The following is a 21,483-nucleotide window of genomic DNA, read 5'->3' as shown; positions in this document are numbered from 1 at the left end:
CCGTGCCCGGTTTTCCCGACCGGGCACCGGAGCGCCACCGACGAGGAGAGAACGGCGCTATGCCGAAGAACAAGTCGCACAGCGGTGCCAGCAAGCGCTTCAAGGTCACCGGCTCCGGCAAGGTGCTCCGTGAGCGCGCCGGCAAGCGCCACCTGCTCGAGCACAAGTCGTCCCGTGTGACGCGTCGCCTCACCGGCAACGCCGAGATGGCCCCGGGCGACGCCGCGAAGATCAAGAAGCTTCTCGGCAAGTGACGCGGCGGCGCCGTCCGAGCGCCGTACGTCTGGACCGGGACCGAATCGTTTCCGGGCCGTGTGAGGACACCCACGGCCCCGCTACAAGGAGTTAACAAGTGGCACGCGTCAAGCGGGCAGTCAACGCCCACAAGAAGCGCCGGGCGATCCTCGAGCAGGCCTCCGGCTACCGCGGTCAGCGTTCGCGCCTGTACCGCAAGGCCAAGGAGCAGGTCACCCACTCGCTGGTCTACAACTACAACGACCGCAAGAAGCGCAAGGGCGACTTCCGTCAGCTGTGGATCCAGCGCATCAACGCCGCTGCCCGCGCCAACGGCATCACCTACAACCGCTTCATCCAGGGTCTGAAGGCCGCGAACGTCGAGGTCGACCGCAAGATCCTGGCCGAGCTGGCGGTCAACGACGCGAACGCGTTCGCCGCGCTCGTCGAGGTCGCGCAGAAGGCGCTGCCCTCGGACGTCAACGCGCCGAAGGCCGCGTGACGCTGCGCCGGCTTTCGGCCGGCGCGCACTGAAGGACCCGCAGGCTTCATGGCTTGCGGGTCCTGCATGTTGGGGCCCCTTGGTCGTCGTTCGGCTGCGGGAGCATCGTGGCTGGTCGCGCCCACGCGGCGGAGCCGCAAATCGACACAGCCCCGCGCCCCTGGGCCGGCCGCGGTGCCGTCGGTCTCACCGCGCCGTAGATCAGTACCCGTGAACATCCGAAGGTGAACCCATGTCCCCCGCCACCCCCGAGCTGATCTCCCCCCGTTCCGCCCGTGTGGCCGCCGCGCGGCGGCTGGGGAAGCGGAACTTCCGGGGGAAGGACCGGTTGTTCCTCGCGGAGGGGCCGCAGGCCGTCAGGGAGGCCGCCGGGCATCACGTGGACGGCACCCCCACACTGGTCGAGCTGTTCGCCACGGTCGAGGCCGCGGAGCGGTACGCCGACATCGTCGGGGCGGCCCGGGACGCCGGGGCCCGCGTCCACCTCGCCTCCGAAGAGGTCATCGCCGACATCTCCACCACGGTCACCCCGCAGGGACTGGTCGGTGTCTGCCGGTTCCTGGACACACCCTTCGAGGACGTCCTCGCCGCCGCGCCCAAACTCGTCGCCGTGCTCGCCCATGTGCGCGACCCGGGGAACGCCGGGACCGTACTCCGGTGCGCCGACGCGGCCGGCGCCGAGGCCGTGATCCTCACCGACGCCTCCGTCGACCTGTACAACCCGAAGGCCGTCCGCGCCTCCGTGGGCTCGCTGTTCCACCTGCCCGTGGCCGTCGGAGTGCCCGTCGAGCGCGCGGTGCAAGGGCTCAAGGGCGCCGGCGTACGCATCCTCGCCGCCGACGGCGCCGGTGACCGCGACCTCGACGACGAACTCGACCGGGGCACCATGGGCGACCCCACCGCATGGGTGTTCGGCAACGAGGCCTGGGGGCTCCCGGAGGAGACCCGCGCGCTCGCGGACGCCGTGGTGCGCGTTCCGATCCACGGAAAGGCCGAGAGTCTGAACCTCGCCACGGCCGCCGCCGTATGTCTCTATGCGTCAGCCCGTGCACAGCGCGCCTCCGGAGGGTGCCGTTCCGTCACCCACAGCTAGTAGGGTGACCAGCTCGGGGCCCTGCGCCGTTCGAGAGGTGGGGTACGGGGATGAGTGTCGTCGGCACCAGCACGGCGCAGGGAGGGCGGGGCGTGCGACGCACACCCGCGTCCCGGCCCGGCGACCCCACCGAGTCCGGCATCGATCCCGACGACCTGCCCGACGGCCTCGTGATCGCCGACGAGGACGGCCGGGTCGTCTGCTTCAACGCCGCCGCCGAACGCATCACCGCGATCCGCGCCGCCGACGCCCTCGGCCGGCACCTGGAGCGGGCCCTGCCGCTGGAGGACCTCGAGGGGCGGCGCTGGTGGCAGCTCACCGACCCGTACGGCGGGCTCGCCATCCGGGTGCGGCAGCCCGAGCGCAACCTGCTGCTGCCCGGCGGCCGGGAAGTCCTCGTGTCGGCCCGCTACGTCCGCGAGGAACCCACCGGGCCCGTCCGCCGCGTCGTCGTCACCCTGCGCGACACCGAGGCCCGCCGCCGCACCGAACGCAGTCACGCCGAGCTGATCGCCACCGTCGCCCACGAGCTGCGCTCCCCGCTCACCTCCGTCAAGGGCTTCACCGCCACCCTGCTCGCCAAGTGGGAGCGGTTCACCGACGACCAGAAGCGGCTCATGCTGGAGACCGTCGACGCGGACGCCGACCGGGTCACCCGGCTCATCGCGGAACTGCTGGACATCTCCCGGATCGACTCCGGACGCCTGGAGGTGCGCCGCCAGCCCGTGGACATAGGCGCCGCCGTCGGACGGCACATCCAGGCCTACGTGGCCGCCGGACAGCCCGCCGACCGCTTCCTGCTCCGCATCGAGCAGCCGCTGCCCGCCCTGTGGGCCGACCCCGACAAGGTCGACCAGGTGCTCAGCAACCTCATCGAAAATGCCGTGCGGCACGGCGAGGGAACCGTCACCATTGACATCACGCCCTCGGCGTCCCCGCGTGAGGGCGAGGAAACCGGCACGTCGGTCACGGTGAGCGACGAGGGGCCAGGCATCCCGGAGGAGTCCATGAACCGCGTCTTCACCCGCTTCTGGCGGGGCAGCAAGCGCGGCGGCACCGGCCTGGGGCTCTACATCGTCAAGGGCATCGTCGAGGCCCACGGCGGCACCATCACGGTCGGCCGCGCCCCCGGCGGCGGCGCCGAGTTCCGATTTACGTTGCCCGTGAGCGTGCCGGCCTACCTGGCCTGAGCCGCCGCGGGCGCAATCGCAACCTTCAGCCCCGTTAGACTCGGCCATTGGCACCTTTGCGTCCATAACCAGGGACGGATCGTCTCCGGATCATCTCCGGGTCGTCCCCGGCTCGAAGACGGGGCACTCCAGCCAGCCAATCGGAAGCACGGGAAGAGATGTCGGCACCGAATAAGTCGTACGACCCTGTAGAGGTCGAGGCGTTGAAACCGGAAGAGATCGAGCGCATGCGGGACGAGGCGCTCGCCGCCTTCGCCGCCGCGGACTCCCTCGACGCGCTCCACGAGGCCAAGGTCGCGCACACCGGCCCCGCCTCCCCGCTGGCCCTCGCCAACCGCGAGATCGGCGCCCTGCCCCCGCACGCCAAGGCCGATGCCGGCAAGCGGGTCGGCATGGCCCGCGGCGCCGTCAACAAGGCCCTGGCCGCCCGCCAGACCGAGCTGGAGGCCGAGCGTGACGCCCGGGTGCTGGTCGAGGAGGACGTCGACGTCACCCTGCCGTACGACCGTGTCCCGGCCGGCGCCCGCCATCCGCTGACCACCCTGTCGGAGCGCATCGAGGACATCTTCGTGGCCATGGGCTACGAGGTCGCCGAGGGCCCGCAGGTCGAGGCCGAGTGGTTCAACTTCGACGCCCTCAACATCGGCCCGGACCACCCGGCCCGCGGTGAGGCCGACACCTTCTTCGTGCGGGGCGAGGACGGCGGCGCCGACTCCGGCGTCGTGCTGCGCACCCACACCTCGCCCGTGCAGATCCGCTCGCTGCTGCAGCGGGACCTGCCGGTCTACGTGATCTGCCCCGGCCGCGTCTACCGCACCGACGAGCTGGACGCGACCCACACCCCCGTCTTCCACCAGGTCGAGCTGCTCGCCGTGGACGAGGGCCTGACCATGGCCGACCTCAAGGGCACCCTGGACCACATGGTGCAGTCGCTGTTCGGCGAGGGCATGAAGACCCGGCTGCGGCCGAACTTCTTCCCGTTCACCGAGCCGAGCGCCGAGATGGACATGCTCTGCTACGTCTGCAAGGGCGAGTCCGTCGGCAACCCCGACCGGCCCTGCCGCACCTGCTCCAGCGAGGGCTGGATCGAGCTGGGCGGCTGCGGCATGGTCAACCCGCGGGTGCTCACCGCCTGCGGCGTCGACCCGGAGAAGTACAGCGGCTTCGCCTTCGGGTTCGGCATCGAGCGGATGCTGATGTTCCGCCACAACGTCGAGGACATGCGAGACATGGTCGAGGGTGACGTCCGGTTCACCCGGCCGTTCGGGATGGAGATCTGATGCGGGTCCCGCTTTCTTGGCTGCGGGAGTACGTCGACCTGCCGGCCACCGAGACCGGCCGTGACGTCCAGGCCAAGCTCATTTCGGCAGGCCTGGAGGTGGAGACCGTCGAGCAGCTCGGCGCCGACCTCAAGGGCCCGCTGGTCGTCGGCCAGGTGCTGACCATCGAGGAGCTGGAGGGCTTCAAGAAGCCGATCCGCTTCTGCACCGTCGACGTCGGCCAGGCCAACGGCACCGGTGAGCCCCAGGAGATCGTCTGCGGCGCCCGCAACTTCGCGGTCGGCGACAAGGTCGTGGTGGTCCTCCCCGGTGCCACGCTGCCCGGCGGCTTCTCCATCTCCGCCCGCAAGACCTACGGCAAGACGTCCCACGGCATGATCTGCTCCAGCGACGAGCTGGGCATGGGCGACGACGGCACCCACGGCATCATCGTGCTGCCGCCGGAGACCGAGGTCGGCAAGGACGCCATCGAGCTGCTGGAGCTGGTCGACGAGGTCCTGGACATCGCCGTCACCGCCAACCGCGGCGACTGCCTGTCCATCCGCGGTGTCGCCCGCGAGACCGCCATCGCCTACCGGCTGCCGCTGCGCGACCCGGCGCTGATCGACGTACCGGCCCCGAACGCCTTCGGCCACCCCGTCCAGGTCTCCGACCCGATGGGCTGCGACCGCTTCACGGCCCGCACGGTCACCGGCCTGAGCCCCGAGGCACGCTCCCCGATCTGGCTGCAGCGCCGTCTGCAGAAGGTCGGCATGCGCCCGATCTCGCTCGCCGTCGACGTCACCAACTACGTGATGATGGAGCTGGGCCAGCCCCTGCACGCCTACGACCGGAAGCTGATCCAGGGCACGATCGGGGTGCGCCGGGCCGAGGAGGGCGAGAAGCTCGTCACCCTCGACGGCGTCGAGCGCAAGCTGCACGCCGAGGACCTGGTCATCACCGACGAGCGCGGCCCGATCGGCCTGGCCGGCGTCATGGGCGGCGCCAACACCGAGATCGCCGACCACGAGGATCTCGAGAACGCCTCGACCGACGTGGTCATCGAGGCCGCCCACTTCAACGCCGTGGCGATCGCGCGCACGGCCCGCCGCCACAAGCTGCTGTCGGAGGCCTCCCGTCGCTTCGAGCGCGGCGTCGACCCGCTGGCCGCGGCCGCCGCCGCCCAGCGCACGGTGGACCTGCTGGTGCTGCTCGCGGGCGGCACGGCCGAGGCGGGCGTCACCGAGATCATCGCGCCGTCCGCGCCGCACACCATCACCCTCCCGGCGAACCACCCGGACAAGGTCGCGGGCGTCGACTACGGCCGTGAGACGGTCGTGCGCCGTCTGCAGGAGGTCGGCTGCGACGTCTACGGGCAGGACGAGCTGATCGTCACCGTCCCGTCCTGGCGGCCCGACCTCGCCGAGCCCAACGACCTGGCCGAAGAGGTCATCCGGCTGGAGGGCTACGAGAACCTGCCCTCCACACTGCCCAAGCCTCCCTCGGGCCGCGGCCTCACGTACCGCCAGCGGCTGCACCGCCGGGTCGGCCGGGCGCTGGCCGGTGTCGGCTACGTCGAGGCGCCCAACTACCCCTTCGTCGCCGAGCACGTCTTCGACCAGCTCGGCCTGGACGCCCACGACCCCGCCCGCCGCGTGGTCAAGCTGGTCAACCCGCTCAGCGACGAGGAGCCCGCGCTCCGTACGACGCTGCTTCCGGGCCTGCTGGGCGCCCTGCGGCGCAACGACGGCAGGGGCTCGCACGACCTGGCGCTGTTCGAGACGGGCCTGGTCTTCCGGCCGCGTGCCGAGCAGCGAGTCGCCGGACACCTGCCCGTCGACCGGCGCCCCACCGACGAGGAGCTCGCGCAGCTCGACGCCGCGCTGCCCGAGCAGCCGCGGCACGTGGCCGTCGTCCTCACCGGGGCCCGCGAGCAGGCCGGCTGGTGGGGCAAGGGCCGTCCCACGGACTGGGCCGACGCGATCGAGGCCGCCCGCGCCGTCGCCCGTGAAGCCGGTGCCGACCTGATCGTCCGCAAGGGACAGTACGGCCCGTGGCACCCGGGCCGCTGCGCCGAGCTCGCGGTCGTGGCGGACGGCACCGAGCAGATCGTGGGCCACGCGGGTGAGCTGCACCCGCGGGTGCTGAAGGCCCTCGGCCTGCCCGAGCGCAGCTCCGCCATGGAGCTCGACCTGGACGCCCTGGAAGCGGCCGGCGACGGCGCCCCGCAGGCGCCGCGGATCTCCGCCTTCCCGGTCGCCACGCAGGACGTCGCCCTCGTGGTCGACCGGCCCGTCCCGCACGCGGACGTCGAGGCCGCGCTGCGCGAGGGCGCCGGTGAGCTCCTGGAGTCCATCCGCCTGTTCGACGTCTACGAGAACGCCGACCAGCTGGGCGAGGGCAAGAAGTCCCTGGCGTACGCGCTGCGCTTCCGCGCGAGCGACCGCACGCTGACCGTCGACGAGGCCTCCGCGGCCCGTGACGCGGCGGTGGCCCTCGCGGGCGAGCGTACGGGCGCGGTGCTGCGGAGCTAGCGAGGACAGCTGCCACCTGCATAAATGCACGGATCCGTTGAACTTTCACTCATTAGGGTGAGAACTTCGGGTGATCCATCCCCTTCGGGGGCATGCCGTGGACAGAATCGGACCGGCCTTTCGGGGTCGGTCCGTCTGCTCTGCCAGAGCCTGTATGGGGGGCCATCGGCATGATCCGTATCAACGCTCGGGGACCGACCCGAGGGTGGTCCGCCCGCAGGCCCGACCGGCGGCCGCTGTGCCGCGCGCTGGGACTGCCGCTCGCCTGGGGCGTCATGGCGGTCCTCTACAAACTGGCCTGTCCGCTCGCCCGGCAGGACGGGCTCGCCGCCAGGCTCGCCACCAGCGCCGTGTTCTTCACGGTCGGCACCGGCCTGGTGGCCCATCTCGGCCGGACCCTGCTGGGTGAGCTGCGGCAGGCCCGCCGAGCGGCGGGCGCCGCGCAGAGCGTGTTGCTGCGGCCCCCGCCCCCGCGCCTGGACGGTCTGAGCATCGCCGCCGCCCAACTGTCCGCCGACCGCGGAGCGGCCATCGGCGGCGACCTGTACGAGGCGGTGGCCACCGAACACGGCGTCCGGGTGGTGATGGGCGACGTGCGCGGTCACGGACTGTCCGCCATCGGCACCGCGGCCGCGGTCCTCGGCAGCTTCCGCGAGGCCGCGCACGACGAGCCCGGACTGGACCGCGTGCTGCGGCGCCTGGACCGCGCCCTGGCCCGGCACCTGAGGGAGCGGGCCCGCGCCGAGCATCCCGCGAGCGGGCAGGAACCCGACACCCCCGTCGCCGAGGAATTCGTCACCGTACTGCTCCTGGAGATCGACCGGGGCGGCGAGGTGCACGCACTCAACTGCGGCCATCCCTGGCCGTACCTGCTCAGCGGCGCCCGGGCCGAGCCCCTGACGGGGGCCGACCCCCTCCCGCCGCTCGGCCCCTTCCCGCTCCCGCCCGACCTGCCGGTCCTGGAGTGCGGACAACTGCCGCCCGGCGAGACCCTGGTGCTCTACACGGACGGCGCGGAGGACGCCCGTGACGCGCGGGGCCGCTTCTTCTCGCTGCCGACGGCGCTGAGCGAGGCCCTGCACGCCCACTCCGTCACGCCGCAGGCCATCCTGCGCAGGGTCTTCACGGCCCTGCTCCGCCACACCGGCGGCACCCCGGCCGACGACGTCGCCCTGCTCGTGCTGCGCAACGACCGCGACCCCCACCTCTGGGCCGCAAGGGCCGGCGCCGACGGCCAGGCCACCGCTGTATGAGGGGGAGCCGGTGGCCCGGCCGGCCTCTTGCGAGGCAATCAAGTCAATCGGCCGACGACTCTGCGCGACAGCGCGCGCACCGTGCGGATTCGCGTACTCCGTTCACACCCCGTGTGAAGACGCACCCGCTACTCTGGCGAAGGTGGCGCCCACCGAGCCACCCGGGGGGCCTTGATGCAGCCCAACACTCTGCTGGACGCGATCCTCGACGAGGCCGGGATCTCGCACGCCGGTCTCGCCGCCCACGTCAACCAGGCGGGCCGGGCGCGCGGTCTCGCGCTCCGGTACGAACACACCGCCGTCGCGCGGTGGTTGAAGGGACAGCGGCCACGCGGCCAGGTGCCCGACCTGATCTGCGAGGTGCTCGCCGCCCGGCTGCAACGGCCGGTCACCCTCGACGACATCGGCCTCGGTGTGCCCGGCGAGCCGAGCGTCCCGCACGGCACCTCGCTCTCCGGCTTCGTCGAACGCGCCACCGCCCTGTGGCGCTCCGACGAACAGCAGCGGCCCCACCTCCTCGGTGCCCCCGCGGTCACCGGAACACCCGCCGTGATGCCGGTGTGGGAGTGGGAGAACCCGCCGGAGGACGTGGACGTCTCCCGAGGCGGCCGGCACCGGGTCACCTCGGCCGACATCGAGATGCTGCGTGCCGCCCGCACCCACTACGAGCAGCTGTACCGCAAGGCAGGCGGCATCGCGACCCGCACCCGTATCGTCGGCTTCCTCAACGCGGAGGCGGCCCCGCTGCTGCGTGGCAGCTACACGGATGCCACCGGCCGCCAACTGCACCGGGCCACCGGCGGGCTGGTGGCGATCGCCGGCATCTGCGCCTACGACTCCGACGCGCACGGCCTGGCCCAGCGCTACTTCCACCAGGCCCTCAGGCTGGCCAAGGCCAGCGGGGACCGGGGACTTGGCGCCTACGTGATCGCGCTCCTGGTCAACCAGGCGCTGTTCATGCGGGAGTACCGGCAGGCCGTCGCCTTCGCGGAGGCGGCGCTGCGCGCCGCCGGCCGGCACATCACCCCCGCCCTCGCCTCCGACCTGTACGCGATGCAGGCCAAGGCGTACGCCCACCTCGGCGACGGCACGAGCGCCCTGTCCTGCATCCGGCGGGCGGAGACGGCCGCCGACCGCATCCGGCGCGGGCACGAACCCGACGAGACCGGCTATGTCCAGCCGGGCCTGGTCAACGTCCAGGTGGCGGAGGCGCTGCTCAGCCTCGGGGAACTCGCGGCCGCCCAGGAGCACGCGGCCGCCGCCGTGGACAATCCGGCCCACGACCGGGGCCGGGTGCACCGGCTCGCCATGCTCAGCACCATCGAACTCCGCCAGGGCAACGCGGACAAGGCGGTGGTTACGGCGGTGCAGATGGCCGAACAGGCCAGGGGCATGGAGTCCCAGAGACTGCGGGACAGACTGCGCACGGTACGCGAACACCTCGTGCGCAGTGGCTGCGCGGGCACTGCCGAGGCCGCCGAACTCATCGACGGGGCACTGCGCGTTCCCCTGTAGGTCCACCAGAGACGCTGCTGCGATATTGCCACTTACTCGACGGAAGGTGGCAGAACCGTGCAGTGGACGAAACAGAACGAACAAACTGTCTACGCGAACCGCTGGTTCAGCGTCAATCTCGCAGACGTCGAGCTGCCGGACGGCCGGCACCTCGACCACTTCCTGATACGGCTGCGTCCGGTGGCCGTGGCCACCGTGGTCAACGAGGCCAACGAGGTGCTGCTGCTGTGGCGGCACCGCTTCATCACGGACAGCTGGGGGTGGGAACTGGCCGCGGGGGTCGTCGAGGACGGCGAGGACATCGCGTGCGCGGCCGCCAGGGAACTCGAGGAGGAGACCGGCTGGCGGCCGGGGCCTCTGCGCCATCTGATGAGCGTGGAGCCGTCCAACGGCCTCACGGACGCCCGGCATCACATCTACTGGGCCGACGAGGGCGAGTACGTCGGACACCCGGTGGACGACTTCGAGTCGGACCGCCGGGAATGGGTCCCCCTCAAACTCGTTCCCGACATGGTCGCCCGCGGGGAGGTCCCGGCCGCCAACATGGCGGCCGCGTTACTACTGCTGCATCACCTCAGGCTCGCCGATGACTAGGGCCTGTCCGTCGGATCAGGTCGCAGCAAACCAGCGGTGACTCATCGACGCCGGTGAGCGGGGCTTGGTGCGTCCGGCTGCAAGGCGGAGGGGGGCGTCGACGCGATGCGGGTCCCCCCGCTCGAGCGGAGCCGAGAGTGGGGGAGGGCGTGCCAAGCCCCGCGTCTGCGGCCTGGTCCGCCGGACAGGCTCTAGTGGGCCAGCGCCTGCCAGACCGTCACCACGAGCGCTCCCAGTGCGGTGAGCGCGGCGAGCGAGGGCAGTGGCCAGCGTGCGTGTTCCAGCGAGATCACGCGGGTGTTCAGCTCGTCGACTTCCTTGGCGGTCTCCTCGGTGCGGTGGCTGAGCAGCGCCAGCCCGCCCTCGACGCGGGCGTACGCCATGTCGAGGCGGCGACGTAACTCCGCGAGTTCTCCATGGACCACGGGATGCTCAGGATCGACGGTCACGGGTCCACTCCCTTCCGTAGTCGAACGTGGTGGTTTTCGCATCCCAGCATGCGCATGATGAGTGAACTCGCCTGGTGGACGCGTGGGGAGAGTGTGCGACGGGCATATGCGTGCCCGGGGCGCACACGGGGAGTGAAACACGTGTGCCCGGCACCGAGCGGGTGCCGGGCACAGCGGAGCGTGGCAGCCTGTGATCAGCCGTACGTGTAGAAGCCGGATCCGGCCTTCCGGCCCAGCCGGCCCGCCTCCACCATCCGCTGGAGCAGCGGGGGAGCGGCGTACAGCGGCTCCTTGTACTCGGCGTACATCGAGTTGGCGATGGACACGATGGTGTCCAGGCCGATCAGGTCGGACAGCTTCAGCGGACCCATCGGGTGGGCGCAGCCCATCTCCATGCCGTTGTCGATGTCCTCGCGGCTGGCGATGCCGGACTCGAACATGCGGATGGCGGACAGCAGGTAGGGCACCAGCAGCGCGTTGACCACGAACCCGGAGCGGTCCTGGGCGCGGATGGCGTGCTTGCCGAGCAGCTTCTCGGCGAAGAGCTGGGCGCGGCCGAGCGTGCCCTCCGAGGTGGTGAGCGCCGGGATCAGCTCGACGAGCCGCTGCACGGGGGCCGGGTTGAAGAAGTGGATGCCGATGACGTGGTCGGGGCGCGAGGTGGCCACCGCGAGCTTCACCAGCGGGATGGAGGAGGTGTTGGACGCGAGGATCGCGTCCGGCCGGGTCACCACCTGGTCGAGCACCTGGAAGATCTCGGTCTTCACCTGCTCGTTCTCGACGACCGCCTCGATCACCAGGTCGCGGTCGGCGAACTCGCCGAGGTCGGTGGTGAAGCTCAGCCGCTCCAGGGTGGAGTCCCGCTCCTCCTCGGTGATCTTGCCGCGCTCGGCTGCCTTGGCCAGGGAGTTGAACAGCCGGGTACGGCCTATCTCCAGGGCTTCGCCGGTGGTCTCGGCGACCTTCACGTCCAGCCCGGCGCGGGCGCACACCTCGGCGATGCCCGCTCCCATCTGGCCGCAGCCCACGACTCCGACCCGCTCGATGTCGGTCACATCGTCCCCTTCGCTGATCAACGACCGGACGGCAGGCGCTCCGGGTTGTGCCCCTGCTCCGATCGAGCACGTTACTCCCAAGTATCGATGATCGATCGTCCGGGGAGGGGCATCCTTTGCCCCGAGACGATCCGTGACCGGGCGGATCCTGAGCGTATGGGGTGTGCCCATGGGGTCCACGAGGCGGGTCTCGCGGCGTGCGTTCGCCCTCGCGGCGCTGTCGACACTGGCGATGACGCAGGGCGCGTCGGCGGGGCCGCGCCGCCCGCGGGCGGCCACCGAGATGCGGGGCGTGTGGCTGGCGACGGTCGACAACCGGGACTGGCCCTCGCGTCCCGGCCTCACGGCAGCCGAACAGCGCGCGGAGCTGACCGCCCTCCTCGACCGCGCCGTCCGCGACCGGCTCAACACCGTGGTCTTCCAGGTGCGGCCCACCGCGGACGCCCTGTGGCCCTCGCCGTACGAGCCGTGGTCGCAGGTGCTGACCGGCACCCAGGGCAGGACCCCCGGCTGGGACCCGCTGGGCACCGCCGTCACCGAGGCGCACGCGCGGGGCCTGGAACTGCACGCCTGGTTCAATCCCTACCGGGTCGCGCTCCACGCCGACCCGACGCGGCTCGCCGCCTCGCACCCCGCCCGCAAGCACCCGGACTGGGTCGTGCCGTACGGCGGCAAGCTCTACTACAACCCGGGCCTGCCCGAGGTCCGGTCCTTCGTCGAGGACGCCATGCTCGACGCGGTCGCCACGTACCCGGTCGACGCGGTCCATTTCGACGACTACTTCTATCCGTACCCGGTCGCCGGGCAGACCTTCGACGACGACACCGCGTACGACGCGTACGGCGGTGACTTCGACAGCCGGGCCGCCTGGCGCCGTGACAACATCGACCGGCTGGTGCGCGAGACCGCGGCCCGGATCAAGAAGGTCCGGCCCGGCACCCGGTTCGGGATCAGCCCGTTCGGCGTATGGCGCAACGCCACGACCGACGAGCGGGGCTCGGACACCCGGGCCGGTGTCCAGACGTACGACGATCTGCACGCGGACACCCGCAAGTGGGTCCGCGAGAACTGGATCGACTACATCGTGCCGCAGGTGTACTGGCACATCGGCTTCGCCGCCGCCGACTACGCCACGCTCGTGGCCTGGTGGGCGGAGGTCGCCCACGGCACGAAAACGCGCCTGCACATCGGCGAGGCGCTGTACAAGGCGGGCGCCGCCGCCCAGCCCGCGGCCTGGCAGGATCCGGTCGAGCTCTCCCGGCACCTCACTCTGGCCGCGCGGTACCCGCAGGTGCGCGGACACGTCTTCTTCGCCGCACAGGACATGGCGAAGGACCCGATCGGGGCGATGGCGCGGGTGGTCGCCGACCACTACGGGCAGCCGGCGAAGCCACCCCGCTGATCTACTGTGTCCGGTGTTCCGGTTCCCGGTGCCGGACCTCGCAGTCGGGGCCGGGGGACATCACGGCCTCGCGGCCGTCCGGGAAGCGGACGCGGTACGGCGGGGTGCCCTCCGTACCCATCACTTCGACGACTACCGTGACCTGGTCGTGCTGGCCGACCACCCTGCCGTGCTGGACAAGCTGGTCGCCCACGGATGCGTGCATCTGCGGGGCCTCCTCATGATCGAGACCGTTGGGTGACGGCGATGCACACGAGCACGGCGGCGGCCGTCAGTGGAGCGGCCACCGTGAGGTGCTCGCCCAGCAGCAGCACCGACCACACCAGTGTGAGCAGCGGCTGAGCCAACTGCAACTGGCTGGCCCGCGGGATGCCGATGGCCGCCATGCCCCGGTACCAGACGACCAGCCCGAGGAACTGCGAGCCCGCCGCCAGCCACAGCACCCCGGCCACACCGTGCGCGGTGAGGGACACGGGTTCGAAAGACAGCGCCAGCGCGGCGGCCGGCACGGTGAGCGGCAGACACAGCACCAGCGCCCAGCCGATCACCTGCCAGCCCGGCATCACCCGGGCCAGCCGACCGCCCTCGGTGTAGCCGGCCGCGCACACCAGCAGCGCGCCGGCCAGGTAGCCGTCGGCGGCGGTCAGCGCGCCGCCGCTCTGCTGCACGGTGAACGCGAGAACCGCACCCGCCCCCGCGAGGGCCGCCACCCAGAACGTACGGGAGGGGCGGGTGCCCATCCGCAGGGCGGAGAAGAGCGCCGTGGTCAGCGGAAGCAGGCCGACGACCACGGCGGCGTGCGCGGTCGTGGAGGTCTGCAGGGCGAGCGTGGTGAGCAGCGGGAAGCCGAGCACCACTCCCGCGGCGACCACGGCCAGTCCCGCCCGGTGCCGGCGGTCGGGCAGGGGCACGCGCAGAAGGAGCAGGCAGAAGCCCGCGATGACCGCCGCCAGAACACTGCGCACCGCCACGAGCGACCAGGGCCCGAAGCCCTCCAGGCCCCAGACGGTGGCCGGGAAGGTGAGGGAGAAGGCCGTCACGCCGAGGGCGGCCTGAAGGGTGCCGCCGAAGCCGGGGCGTTCCCGGGGAGCGGTGACCGTTATCGATGGTGCGGTAGTAGCGCTACTCTGTGTCCTCATGCAAGAGCGTAGCAGTGTGGCGGAGCTGGCCGATCGCCTGCGACGGGAACTCGACCGCTATTCACCGGGTGGAAAGCTCCCGTCGAGCCGGGCACTCGTCGAACGGTTCCGGGTGAGTCCGGTGACCGTGTCGCGCGCGCTGGCACAGCTGGTCGCCGAGGGCCTGGTCGTCACCCGGCCCGGAGCCGGCGCCTTCCGCGCTCCCGTACGCACCGCGCCCACCGCCACCGGCGACACCTCCTGGCAGGAGGTCGCGCTCAGCGCCGACAGCGTCGCGGAACTCGTCCCGCGCACGGTCGACGCCTCAGGGGTCACCGTCTCCCTCGCCGCTCCACCGCCGGGCGTGCTGGAGTTCAGCGGCGGCTATCTGCACTCCTCGCTGCAGCCGGAGCGGGCGATGGCGGCGGCGCTGGCCCGGGCCGGGCGGCGCCCGGGCGCCTGGGAGCGGCCGCCGATGGAGGGGCTGCCGGAGCTGCGGGAGTGGTTCGCGCGCGGCATCGGCGGCGCCGTCACCGCGGCGGAGGTCCTGATCGCGGCGGGCGGGCAGTCCGCGCTGGCCACCGCGCTGCGCGCCCTCGCCCCGCCCGGGGCGCCGGTGCTCGTAGAGTCGCCCACCTACCCGGGCATGCTCGCCATCGCTCGCGCCGGCGGGCTGCGCCCGGTGCCCGTGCCGGTGGACCCCGACGGGGTGCGGCCCGAACTGCTCGCCGACGCGTTCCGGGCGAGTGGCGCCCGGGTGTTCGTCTGCCAGCCCCTGTTCCAGAACCCCACCGGAGCCGTGCTCGCCCCCGGGCGGCGCGCCGAGGTGCTCGCCATCGCCCGGGAGGCGGGCGCGTTCGTGGTCGAGGACGACTTCGTACGACGGCTCGTGCACGCCGACGCCGGTCCGCTGCCACGCCCGCTGGCCGCGGACGACCCCGACGGCGTCGTGGTGCACGTGGGGTCGCTGACCAAGGTCACCTCGCCCAGCTTCCGGGTGAGCGCGCTGGCGGCCCGCGGACCCGTGCTGGAGCGCCTGCGCGCGATCCAGGTCGTCGATTCCTTCTTCGTGCCCCGCCCGTTGCAGGAGGCGGCCCTGGAGCTGGTCGGCTCGCCCGCCTGGCCCCGCCATCTGCGCACGGTCGCGACCGAGTTGCAGGCCCGCAGGGACGCGATGACCACCGCCCTGCGCCGCGACCTGCCCGAACTCGCCCTGCCGCACGTCCCGTCCGGCGGCTACCACCTCTGGCTCCGCCTCCCGGACGGGACCGACGACTCCGCGCTCACGTCGGCGGCGCTGCGCGCGGGCGTGGCCGTCACCCCCGGCCGCCCCTACTTCAGCGCAGAGCCCCCGGCGGCCCATCTACGGCTCAGCTTCGCCGCGGTCGCGGGCACCGGGGAGATCGCGGACGGGGTGCGGCGACTGCGGAGGGCGTGCGACGAGGTGTTCCAGTACCTGCCGGGGCACTGACCAAGGGGCAGGCTCCCACAGACGAACTCCAGCGACCCGAACAGGTCTTCCGTGTCCGCGGCCCGCCCCCCACGGGCGGCATCGCACCCGCCGCCGACCACGCCCACGTACGCGGTGAAACGATTCGACACCCGTACTCGGGACCTGCCAGTCTCCTTGCATGACCGATACACCCACCCTTCCCGAAGGCTACGAGTTCTCCGCCGACGCCGACCGAGTCGACGCCGACCGCGTCCACCGCTGGCTGTCGACCGACTCCTACTGGGCGACCGGACGCACGCGCGAGACGCACGACCGCGCGATGGCCGGCTCGCTGAACTTCGGGGTGTACGACACGGCTTCGGGGGAGCAGGTGGCCTACGCGCGCGTGGTGACCGACGGGGCGCTGTTCGGCTGGCTCGCCGACGTGTACGTGGACCCGGTCGTGCGCGGCAAGGGCGTCGGAACGGCGATGGTCGGCGCCATCCGCGAGCACCTGCGGCCGTACGGACTGCGCCGCCTCCTGCTCGCCACCGAGGACGCCCAGGGGGTCTACGAGAAGCTGGGCTTCCGGCCGCTCGACCAGCCGGACCAGTGGATGCTCCACAGTTACCAGTAGGAACTGACACCCCCTCGGGTAACTCCCGGGTAACGGCCATATCCGACCCTTGACCTGCTCACTTGCGCGGCTCACCATCACCGCATGCAGATTCGGGTCACGTTCGTGGCCGCCGTGCGGAGCGCCCCGCTGCTCGCCGAGCGCTTCCAGGACGACCGGCCACTGGACCAGGCGGGCTGGGACGAGGTGCAGCGGGTCGTGCCGGAGCTGCTGCCGCTGGCCGCGGCCGAGCTGCGCTACTGCTCGCCGACGCCGCGCAGCCGCGCCACCGGCGACGCCCTGGGGTACGCCCCGCTGGCTCAACTCGCCCTGCGGGACTGCGACATGGGCCGCTGGCGCGGGCTCACCCTGGGCGAGGCGATGGCCCGGGAGCCGGGGGCGGTGGACGCCTGGCTCGCCGACCCGCGCTCCACACCGCACGGTGGTGAGTCGCTGCTGGCGTTCATCTCCCGGGTCGGCGGCTGGCTGGACACCCGGCCCGCCGACGACGGCGGCCGCATCGTCGCCGTCGCCGAGCCCTCCGTGATCCGCGCCGCCCTGGTCTACGCCCTGAAGGCGCCGCCCTCGACCTACTGGAACCTCGATGTCCGCTCGCTGTCGACGATCTCCGTCATCGGCCGCGCCGGCCGCTGGAACCTCCGCTTCGACAGCGTGTCCCCCTCGACCACGCGCGCGTAGTCGGTCGTGAGCACGAGATCCTTCGCCGGGCCGCCGACCCGCCACACCGTGCGCCAGTGGTCGATGTCCGCCACGGTGAACTCGCCCCGGTAGAGGTCCGCCGCGCACGGATGCTCGGCTACGTACCGCCCGGACGTCAGGTCCAGGCCGTGAAAGGGCCGCCCGTCGGCGAACCGCACGTCCGCCGTGCCCGGCGCCGCACCCGGCAGGAACCGCAGCGTGCGTTCGGCGGGCCGCGGGACTCCCCGCCAGGTGAAATGGCCCGACTCCGCGTGCAGCAGGCCGCCGCCCTCCAGCGGGCCGAAGACGGTGACCCCGTGGAACCGCCCCTCGTCCCCGCTCGCCAGGTCCCGCACGGTACGCGTCACGCGCCACCGGCCGGCCAGATGCTCCAGCACGTCGGGAACGGGCCAGAACTCACCCATCGTCACCACACCCTTGACAGTAGCGCACGCCCCACCGCATCGACCGTGCGGCACCCATTGGCCTGTTCATCATTTGCCGGTCATCTTTTATTCACCTACCGGTCGGAAAGCAATTGCACAAGGCATCGGTCGGGTATTCGGAGTTCCCTCACCCACTTATCGGTCGTGGCACAACCAATCCGAAATCCGGTCCGTCTTAGCGGGCAAACCAGTGACACGTCAGAATTCTCCGGGGGCTTTCAAAGAATGCGACGCACCATCCTGCGCGCGGACGGCGGCAGTGTCCGGCGAGCCGCCTCCCTGCTCGCGGCGGCCCTCACCGTCACCGCGTTATGCGTGGGCGACGTCATCGCCCGCAGTTACCCGTTCGGTCCCCGGACCCGGAACGTCAACGACCTGGGCAATCAGTACGTGCCCTATCACGCGCACCTGTGGGACCTGCTGCACGGACGCGCCGACGGTGGACTCCTCGTCAACTGGCAGTCCGGTTTCGGCGCCGGTTTCCTGCCCGACTTCGGCACCTACCTCAGCAGCCCGTTCGCCCCGCTGGTGGCGGTGTTCCCGAGGGACGAGATCGACCTCGCGGTGTACGTCATCACCGTGCTGAAAACGGGGTGCGCGGCCGCCGCCATGGCCTTTCTGCTGCTCACCCTGCGCCCGGGCCGCTGGTGGGCGGCGGGACTGCTGGGCACCTCCTACGCCCTGTGCGGCTGGAGCGTGGCGGCCGCCTCGTACAACCCGATGTGGCTCGACGGGCTCATCGCCCTGCCGCTGCTGTGCCTGGTCGGCGAGTGGACGCTGACCGGACGCCGCCCGCTGCTCGGTGTGCTGGTCGTCGCGGCCGCCTGGACCGCCAACTTCTACACCGCCTACATGGCCACCCTCGGCGCCGGTCTGGTGCTGCTGCTCCGGCTGCTGGTCGCCGGTCTCCCGCGCCGACGGGCGCTCGCGGCGGCGGGCCGCGCGGCCCTCACCTTCGCGCTCGGCGTGGGTCTGGCGGCGCCGCTGGTCATGGTGGTGTACTTCGGCAGCAAGCACGCCTCCCCGACCAGATTCCAGGACTTCGTGCCGGCGACGGGCCAGGACCTGGCAGCCCGTCTGCTGCCCACGACGTACAGCTTCGCCACGCCGGCCGTGTACGTCGGCGTCATGGCGCTGCTGCTCGCCCTGGCCCTGCCGTTCCACCGGGCGGTGCCCCGGCGGGTGCGTGTGGGATGGACGCTGCTGGTGGTGGCGGTGACGCTGTCGATGCAGTGGAACCCGACCCATCTGGCCTGGCACGCCTTCACCGCACCGCAGGGCAGTCCGTACCGCCAGGCCTTCGTCCTGTGCGGGCTGCTGGTCATCGCCGCGTGGCATGCGCTCTCGTACGGCCCGCCCGGCCGGCGTGCGCTGCTCGCGGCGAGCGGGCTGCTCGTACTGATCGCGGCCGTCGCTAGCCGAAGCCATCTGGTCCGCCCGTACGCCTGGCCGGTGCTCCTGCTCGCCGCCGTGGGCGTGCTGGGCGGGCTGCTCCTGCTGGCCGGGCTCCAGAGCGGGCGACTCGCCGCCGGCACCCGCCGCACCGCGCTGACCGTGCTGGCCGTCGTCCTGCTCGCCGGGGCGCAGTTCGGGGAGGCCACCGCCAACTCCGCGGCGACCACCCGGCAGCGGCTCGCGGGCATGGACGACTACGCGCCGTGGGGGGAACGGCAGCAGCAGCAGTCGGAGGCGATCGCGCAGGCCGACGGCTGGCCCCGCTACCGTACCGACCCGGGCCGGGAACAGACCGTCGGCAACGACCCGCTGGTGGTGGGCGGTCAGGGCGCCCAGTACTACAGCAGCCACACCTCCGACGTCCTCTACCGCCTGCTCACCGCTCTCGGGGCCGGCTGGACCTCGGGCGGCCGCAGCCCGCAGAGCCTGGACAACGCCGTCACGGACACGATCTTCTCCGTCGGCGCGCGGGTGCACTCCCCGCCGGACCCGCATCAGCAGTGGCCCCCGCAGGACGGCAGCCGGATGACCGTGTCCCGGCGGGACGTACCGCCCCTCGTCACGGTGCGGCCGGCCGCCGTGGGCCCGCGCACGGGCGTCGCCGCCTTCGGGGCTTCGCCGTACCGCAATCAGGAACGGCTGCTGGGCACCCGCGTCTACACCGTGCCCCGGCTGACCGTGCGGACCGCCACCGGGCGGACTCCGGACGGCGGTGACGCCGGGCACCCCGGACTGCTCATCGGCGCCCCCGCCGCCGGCGCCGTGCGCAGGCCGACCATCACGGCCCGGTGCAGGGCGGGCAGCGAGGCGTACCTCTGGGCGCCGCACTTCTCGGGCAGCGCGCGGCTCATCGGTGCCGTGGCCGGTGGGCGGCCCGCGTGGTTCCGGGCCGATGCCAACCGGATCGCCGCCATGCAGCCGCTCGGCATGGTCCCGGCCTCCGGGCGCCTCCGGATCGAACTGGCCCCCAACCGGGCCGGCCGCATCCCGGACCGGGCGGTCGGCTGTCTGGACACCGCCCGGCTGCACACCGCCGTCGAACGGCTCAAGGCCACCGGCGCCACCCGGGTGAGCGTCTCCGACGGCACCGTACGGGCCGAGCTCCCCGCGGGCAGCAAGGGAACCGCGATCGTGGCGGTCCCCCGGACAGCCGGCTGGCGCTGCGCCGCGGGCGGTGCCGCCGCCCGGTCGGCCAGGCAGTACTACGGCCTGATCGCCGTCCCCCTCGACGGTTCGTCGAACACCGTCACCTGCACGTTCCACCCGCCCGGGCTACGGCTCGGCACGGCGGTCGGGACCGCCTCCCTCCTGGTGCTGATCCTGCTCGGCGTCCTCGGCTCCATCCGCCGCCGCCGACGGCGTGCCGCCGGACTGCCGGTGTCCCCGCCCGCGCCCACCGGCTCGCCCGGGGGAATGATCGTACGGGCGCCGGCGAAACACAGCGCGGCGGGCGCCGGCCGACGGGCGGACTGACCTCCGACAGCCATCCGCGCTTGATCGGGGACCGCGAACACGGATTGCATAAACGTGCAGCGAAACGTATAGTCATGCCATCCAGAGGAGGGTGACATGGCGGTACGTGCGGCGGTGGCCGGAGCGAGCGGATACGCGGGCGGAGAGGTCCTGCGGCTGCTCCTCGCGCACCCCGAGGTCGAGATCGGTACCCTGGCCGGCAACTCCAACGCCGGGCAGCGGCTCGGCGCGCTGCAGCCGCACCTGCTGCCGCTGGCCGACCGGGTGCTGGCCGAGACCACGCCCGAGGCCCTCGCCGGACACGACGTCGTCTTCCTCGCCCTGCCGCACGGGCAGTCCGCCGCGGTCGCCGAACAACTGGGGCCCGAGGTGCTCGTGATCGACATGGGCGCCGACTTCCGGCTGAAGGATCCGGCCGACTGGGAGCGGTTCTACGGTTCCCCGCACGCCGGCACCTGGCCCTACGGCCTCCCCGAACTGCCGGGTGCCCGCGCCGCGCTGGAGGGGTCCAAGCGCATCGCGGTACCCGGTTGCTACCCGACGGCCGTCTCCCTCGCGCTCTTCCCCGCCTACGCCGCCCACCTGGCCGAGACCGAGGCCGTGATCGTGGCCGCCTCCGGCACCTCGGGCGCGGGCAAGGCGCCCAAGCCGCACCTGCTGGGCAGCGAGGTGATGGGCTCCATGTCGCCGTACGGCGTCGGCGGCGGCCACCGGCACACTCCCGAGATCATCCAGAACCTCAGCGCGGCGGCGGGGGAGCGGGTCACCGTCTCCTTCACGCCCACGCTCGCGCCGATGCCCCGCGGGATCCTCGCCACGTGCAGCGCCAAGGCGCTCCCCGGCGTGACCGGGGAATCCCTGCGGGCCGCGTACCGGAAGGCCTTCGCCGACGAGCCGTACGTCCACCTCCTGCCCGAGGGACAGTGGCCCGCCACCGCGTCCGTCCACGGTTCCAACGCCGTTCAGGTGCAGGTCGCGTACGACGAGGCCGCGGGGCGCATCATCGCGATCAGCGCCATCGACAACCTGACCAAGGGCACCGCGGGCGGTGCCGTGCAGAGTATGAACCTCGCCCTGGGGTTCGACGAGACCACGGGGCTTTCCACGATCGGTGTCGCACCGTGAGCTGGGGGCACCTCCCAGCGGTAGCCGGGGGAGCACGTG

19 protein-coding genes and 1 pseudogene are annotated in these 21,483 nt (G+C 72.3%); 15 read left to right on the top strand and 5 right to left on the bottom strand.

The window, feature by feature from the left end; all coding sequences use genetic code 11:
- Positions 1-59: 59 nt before the first annotated feature.
- The 9 genes from rpmI (at position 60) to ACFY0F_RS18275 (ending at position 10,174) form a co-directional block, all read left to right on the top strand.
- Positions 60-254: a 50S ribosomal protein L35 gene (rpmI, locus tag ACFY0F_RS18315; protein ID WP_004933563.1), complete on the top strand. Its 195-nt coding sequence runs from the start codon at positions 60-62 to the stop codon at positions 252-254.
- A 98-nt stretch (positions 255-352) separates the two neighbouring features.
- Complete coding sequence (gene rplT / locus ACFY0F_RS18310; RefSeq protein ID WP_006141703.1) at positions 353-736, top strand: 50S ribosomal protein L20; 384 nt, start codon at positions 353-355, stop codon at positions 734-736.
- A gap of 232 nt (positions 737-968) precedes the next feature.
- Positions 969-1,829 (top strand): TrmH family RNA methyltransferase, encoded by an 861-nt coding sequence (locus tag ACFY0F_RS18305; protein WP_388794666.1) that lies wholly within the window; start codon positions 969-971, stop codon positions 1,827-1,829.
- A 50-nt stretch (positions 1,830-1,879) separates the two neighbouring features.
- Entirely contained in the window at positions 1,880-3,019 is a 1,140-nt protein-coding gene (locus tag ACFY0F_RS18300) for an ATP-binding protein (protein ID WP_388794663.1), read from the top strand.
- 158 nt (positions 3,020-3,177) lie between these two features.
- A complete protein-coding gene (pheS, locus tag ACFY0F_RS18295) occupies positions 3,178-4,299 on the top strand; it encodes a phenylalanine--tRNA ligase subunit alpha (RefSeq protein ID WP_388794660.1) in 1,122 nt (373 codons plus the stop codon).
- Complete coding sequence (pheT, locus tag ACFY0F_RS18290; RefSeq protein WP_388794657.1) at positions 4,299-6,812, top strand: phenylalanine--tRNA ligase subunit beta; 2,514 nt, start codon at positions 4,299-4,301, stop codon at positions 6,810-6,812. Before pheS ends, pheT begins: the two co-directional genes overlap by 1 nt.
- 170 nt (positions 6,813-6,982) lie before the next feature.
- The gene (locus tag ACFY0F_RS18285) at positions 6,983-8,065 is read left to right on the top strand and encodes a PP2C family protein-serine/threonine phosphatase (protein ID WP_388794654.1); all 1,083 of its coding nucleotides are present in this window, start codon (positions 6,983-6,985) and stop codon (positions 8,063-8,065) included.
- Between the two features lie 174 nt (positions 8,066-8,239).
- A complete protein-coding gene (locus ACFY0F_RS18280; RefSeq protein ID WP_388794651.1) occupies positions 8,240-9,580 on the top strand; it encodes a transcriptional regulator in 1,341 nt (446 codons plus the stop codon).
- Between the two features lie 57 nt (positions 9,581-9,637).
- The gene (locus tag ACFY0F_RS18275; protein WP_388794648.1) at positions 9,638-10,174 is read left to right on the top strand and encodes an NUDIX hydrolase; all 537 of its coding nucleotides are present in this window, start codon (positions 9,638-9,640) and stop codon (positions 10,172-10,174) included.
- 191 nt (positions 10,175-10,365) lie between these two features.
- Here the strand turns inward: ACFY0F_RS18275 and ACFY0F_RS18270 are convergent, their stop codons facing one another.
- Both ACFY0F_RS18270 and ACFY0F_RS18265 read right to left on the bottom strand, forming a co-directional pair.
- Entirely contained in the window at positions 10,366-10,623 is a 258-nt protein-coding gene (locus ACFY0F_RS18270) for a hypothetical protein (RefSeq protein ID WP_388794645.1), read from the bottom strand.
- Positions 10,624-10,817: 194 nt separating this feature from the next.
- On the bottom strand, positions 10,818-11,678 hold the full coding sequence (locus tag ACFY0F_RS18265; protein WP_388794642.1) for a 3-hydroxybutyryl-CoA dehydrogenase: 861 nt from the start codon (positions 11,676-11,678) through the stop codon (positions 10,818-10,820).
- A gap of 169 nt (positions 11,679-11,847) precedes the next feature.
- On the opposite strand from ACFY0F_RS18265, the gene ACFY0F_RS18260 reads away from it, so the two are divergent.
- Positions 11,848-13,080: a glycoside hydrolase family 10 protein gene (locus ACFY0F_RS18260; protein ID WP_388794639.1), complete on the top strand. Its 1,233-nt coding sequence runs from the start codon at positions 11,848-11,850 to the stop codon at positions 13,078-13,080.
- Position 13,081: 1 nt separating this feature from the next.
- Here the strand turns inward: ACFY0F_RS18260 and ACFY0F_RS18255 are convergent, their stop codons facing one another.
- Entirely contained in the window at positions 13,082-13,285 is a 204-nt protein-coding gene (locus ACFY0F_RS18255) for a DUF1918 domain-containing protein (protein ID WP_388794637.1), read from the bottom strand.
- Positions 13,286-13,298: 13 nt separating this feature from the next.
- Complete coding sequence (locus ACFY0F_RS18250; RefSeq protein ID WP_388794634.1) at positions 13,299-14,219, bottom strand: DMT family transporter; 921 nt, start codon at positions 14,217-14,219, stop codon at positions 13,299-13,301.
- On the opposite strand from ACFY0F_RS18250, the gene ACFY0F_RS18245 reads away from it, so the two are divergent.
- The 3 genes from ACFY0F_RS18245 (at position 14,218) to ACFY0F_RS18235 (ending at position 16,945) form a co-directional block, all read left to right on the top strand.
- A complete protein-coding gene (locus ACFY0F_RS18245; protein WP_388794631.1) occupies positions 14,218-15,669 on the top strand; it encodes a PLP-dependent aminotransferase family protein in 1,452 nt (483 codons plus the stop codon). The genes ACFY0F_RS18250 and ACFY0F_RS18245 overlap by 2 nt on opposite strands.
- A gap of 160 nt (positions 15,670-15,829) precedes the next feature.
- Entirely contained in the window at positions 15,830-16,267 is a 438-nt protein-coding gene (locus ACFY0F_RS18240) for a GNAT family N-acetyltransferase (RefSeq protein ID WP_388794628.1), read from the top strand.
- Between the two features lie 84 nt (positions 16,268-16,351).
- Complete coding sequence (locus ACFY0F_RS18235; RefSeq protein WP_388794625.1) at positions 16,352-16,945, top strand: histidine phosphatase family protein; 594 nt, start codon at positions 16,352-16,354, stop codon at positions 16,943-16,945.
- On the opposite strand, the pseudogene ACFY0F_RS18230 reads toward ACFY0F_RS18235, so the two are convergent.
- Positions 16,936-17,370, bottom strand: a pseudogene (locus ACFY0F_RS18230) (DUF6314 family protein); the annotation flags it as partial. The gene ACFY0F_RS18235 and the pseudogene ACFY0F_RS18230 sit on opposite strands and share 10 nt — an antisense overlap.
- A gap of 246 nt (positions 17,371-17,616) precedes the next feature.
- On the opposite strand from ACFY0F_RS18230, the gene ACFY0F_RS18225 reads away from it, so the two are divergent.
- The gene (locus ACFY0F_RS18225; protein ID WP_388794622.1) at positions 17,617-20,319 is read left to right on the top strand and encodes a YfhO family protein; all 2,703 of its coding nucleotides are present in this window, start codon (positions 17,617-17,619) and stop codon (positions 20,317-20,319) included.
- A 96-nt stretch (positions 20,320-20,415) separates the two neighbouring features.
- A complete protein-coding gene (gene argC, locus ACFY0F_RS18220; protein ID WP_388794619.1) occupies positions 20,416-21,444 on the top strand; it encodes an N-acetyl-gamma-glutamyl-phosphate reductase in 1,029 nt (342 codons plus the stop codon).
- Positions 21,445-21,483: the final 39 nt, after the last annotated feature.

This window comes from Streptomyces sp. NPDC001544, from assembly GCF_042894285.1.
In the GTDB taxonomy this organism is placed as follows: domain Bacteria; phylum Actinomycetota; class Actinomycetes; order Streptomycetales; family Streptomycetaceae; genus Streptomyces.
This window is presented reverse-complemented; position numbering and strand designations above follow the sequence as displayed.

Coding starts and splice junctions, on each gene's coding strand:
- ACFY0F_RS18225 (WP_388794622.1), top strand. CDS start 17,617: ATGCGACGCACCATCCTGCGCGCGGACGGCGGCAGTGTCCGGCGAGCC.
- pheS (WP_388794660.1), top strand. CDS start 3,178: ATGTCGGCACCGAATAAGTCGTACGACCCTGTAGAGGTCGAGGCGTTG.
- argC (WP_388794619.1), top strand. CDS start 20,416: ATGGCGGTACGTGCGGCGGTGGCCGGAGCGAGCGGATACGCGGGCGGA.
- ACFY0F_RS18300 (WP_388794663.1), top strand. CDS start 1,880: ATGAGTGTCGTCGGCACCAGCACGGCGCAGGGAGGGCGGGGCGTGCGA.
- ACFY0F_RS18305 (WP_388794666.1), top strand. CDS start 969: ATGTCCCCCGCCACCCCCGAGCTGATCTCCCCCCGTTCCGCCCGTGTG.
- ACFY0F_RS18240 (WP_388794628.1), top strand. CDS start 15,830: ATGACCGATACACCCACCCTTCCCGAAGGCTACGAGTTCTCCGCCGAC.
- ACFY0F_RS18245 (WP_388794631.1), top strand. CDS start 14,218: ATGCAAGAGCGTAGCAGTGTGGCGGAGCTGGCCGATCGCCTGCGACGG.
- ACFY0F_RS18280 (WP_388794651.1), top strand. CDS start 8,240: ATGCAGCCCAACACTCTGCTGGACGCGATCCTCGACGAGGCCGGGATC.
- ACFY0F_RS18260 (WP_388794639.1), top strand. CDS start 11,848: ATGGGGTCCACGAGGCGGGTCTCGCGGCGTGCGTTCGCCCTCGCGGCG.
- ACFY0F_RS18235 (WP_388794625.1), top strand. CDS start 16,352: ATGCAGATTCGGGTCACGTTCGTGGCCGCCGTGCGGAGCGCCCCGCTG.
- ACFY0F_RS18255 (WP_388794637.1), bottom strand. CDS start 13,285: ATGCACGCATCCGTGGGCGACCAGCTTGTCCAGCACGGCAGGGTGGTC.
- rpmI (WP_004933563.1), top strand. CDS start 60: ATGCCGAAGAACAAGTCGCACAGCGGTGCCAGCAAGCGCTTCAAGGTC.
- pheT (WP_388794657.1), top strand. CDS start 4,299: ATGCGGGTCCCGCTTTCTTGGCTGCGGGAGTACGTCGACCTGCCGGCC.
- ACFY0F_RS18285 (WP_388794654.1), top strand. CDS start 6,983: ATGATCCGTATCAACGCTCGGGGACCGACCCGAGGGTGGTCCGCCCGC.
- ACFY0F_RS18250 (WP_388794634.1), bottom strand. CDS start 14,219: ATGAGGACACAGAGTAGCGCTACTACCGCACCATCGATAACGGTCACC.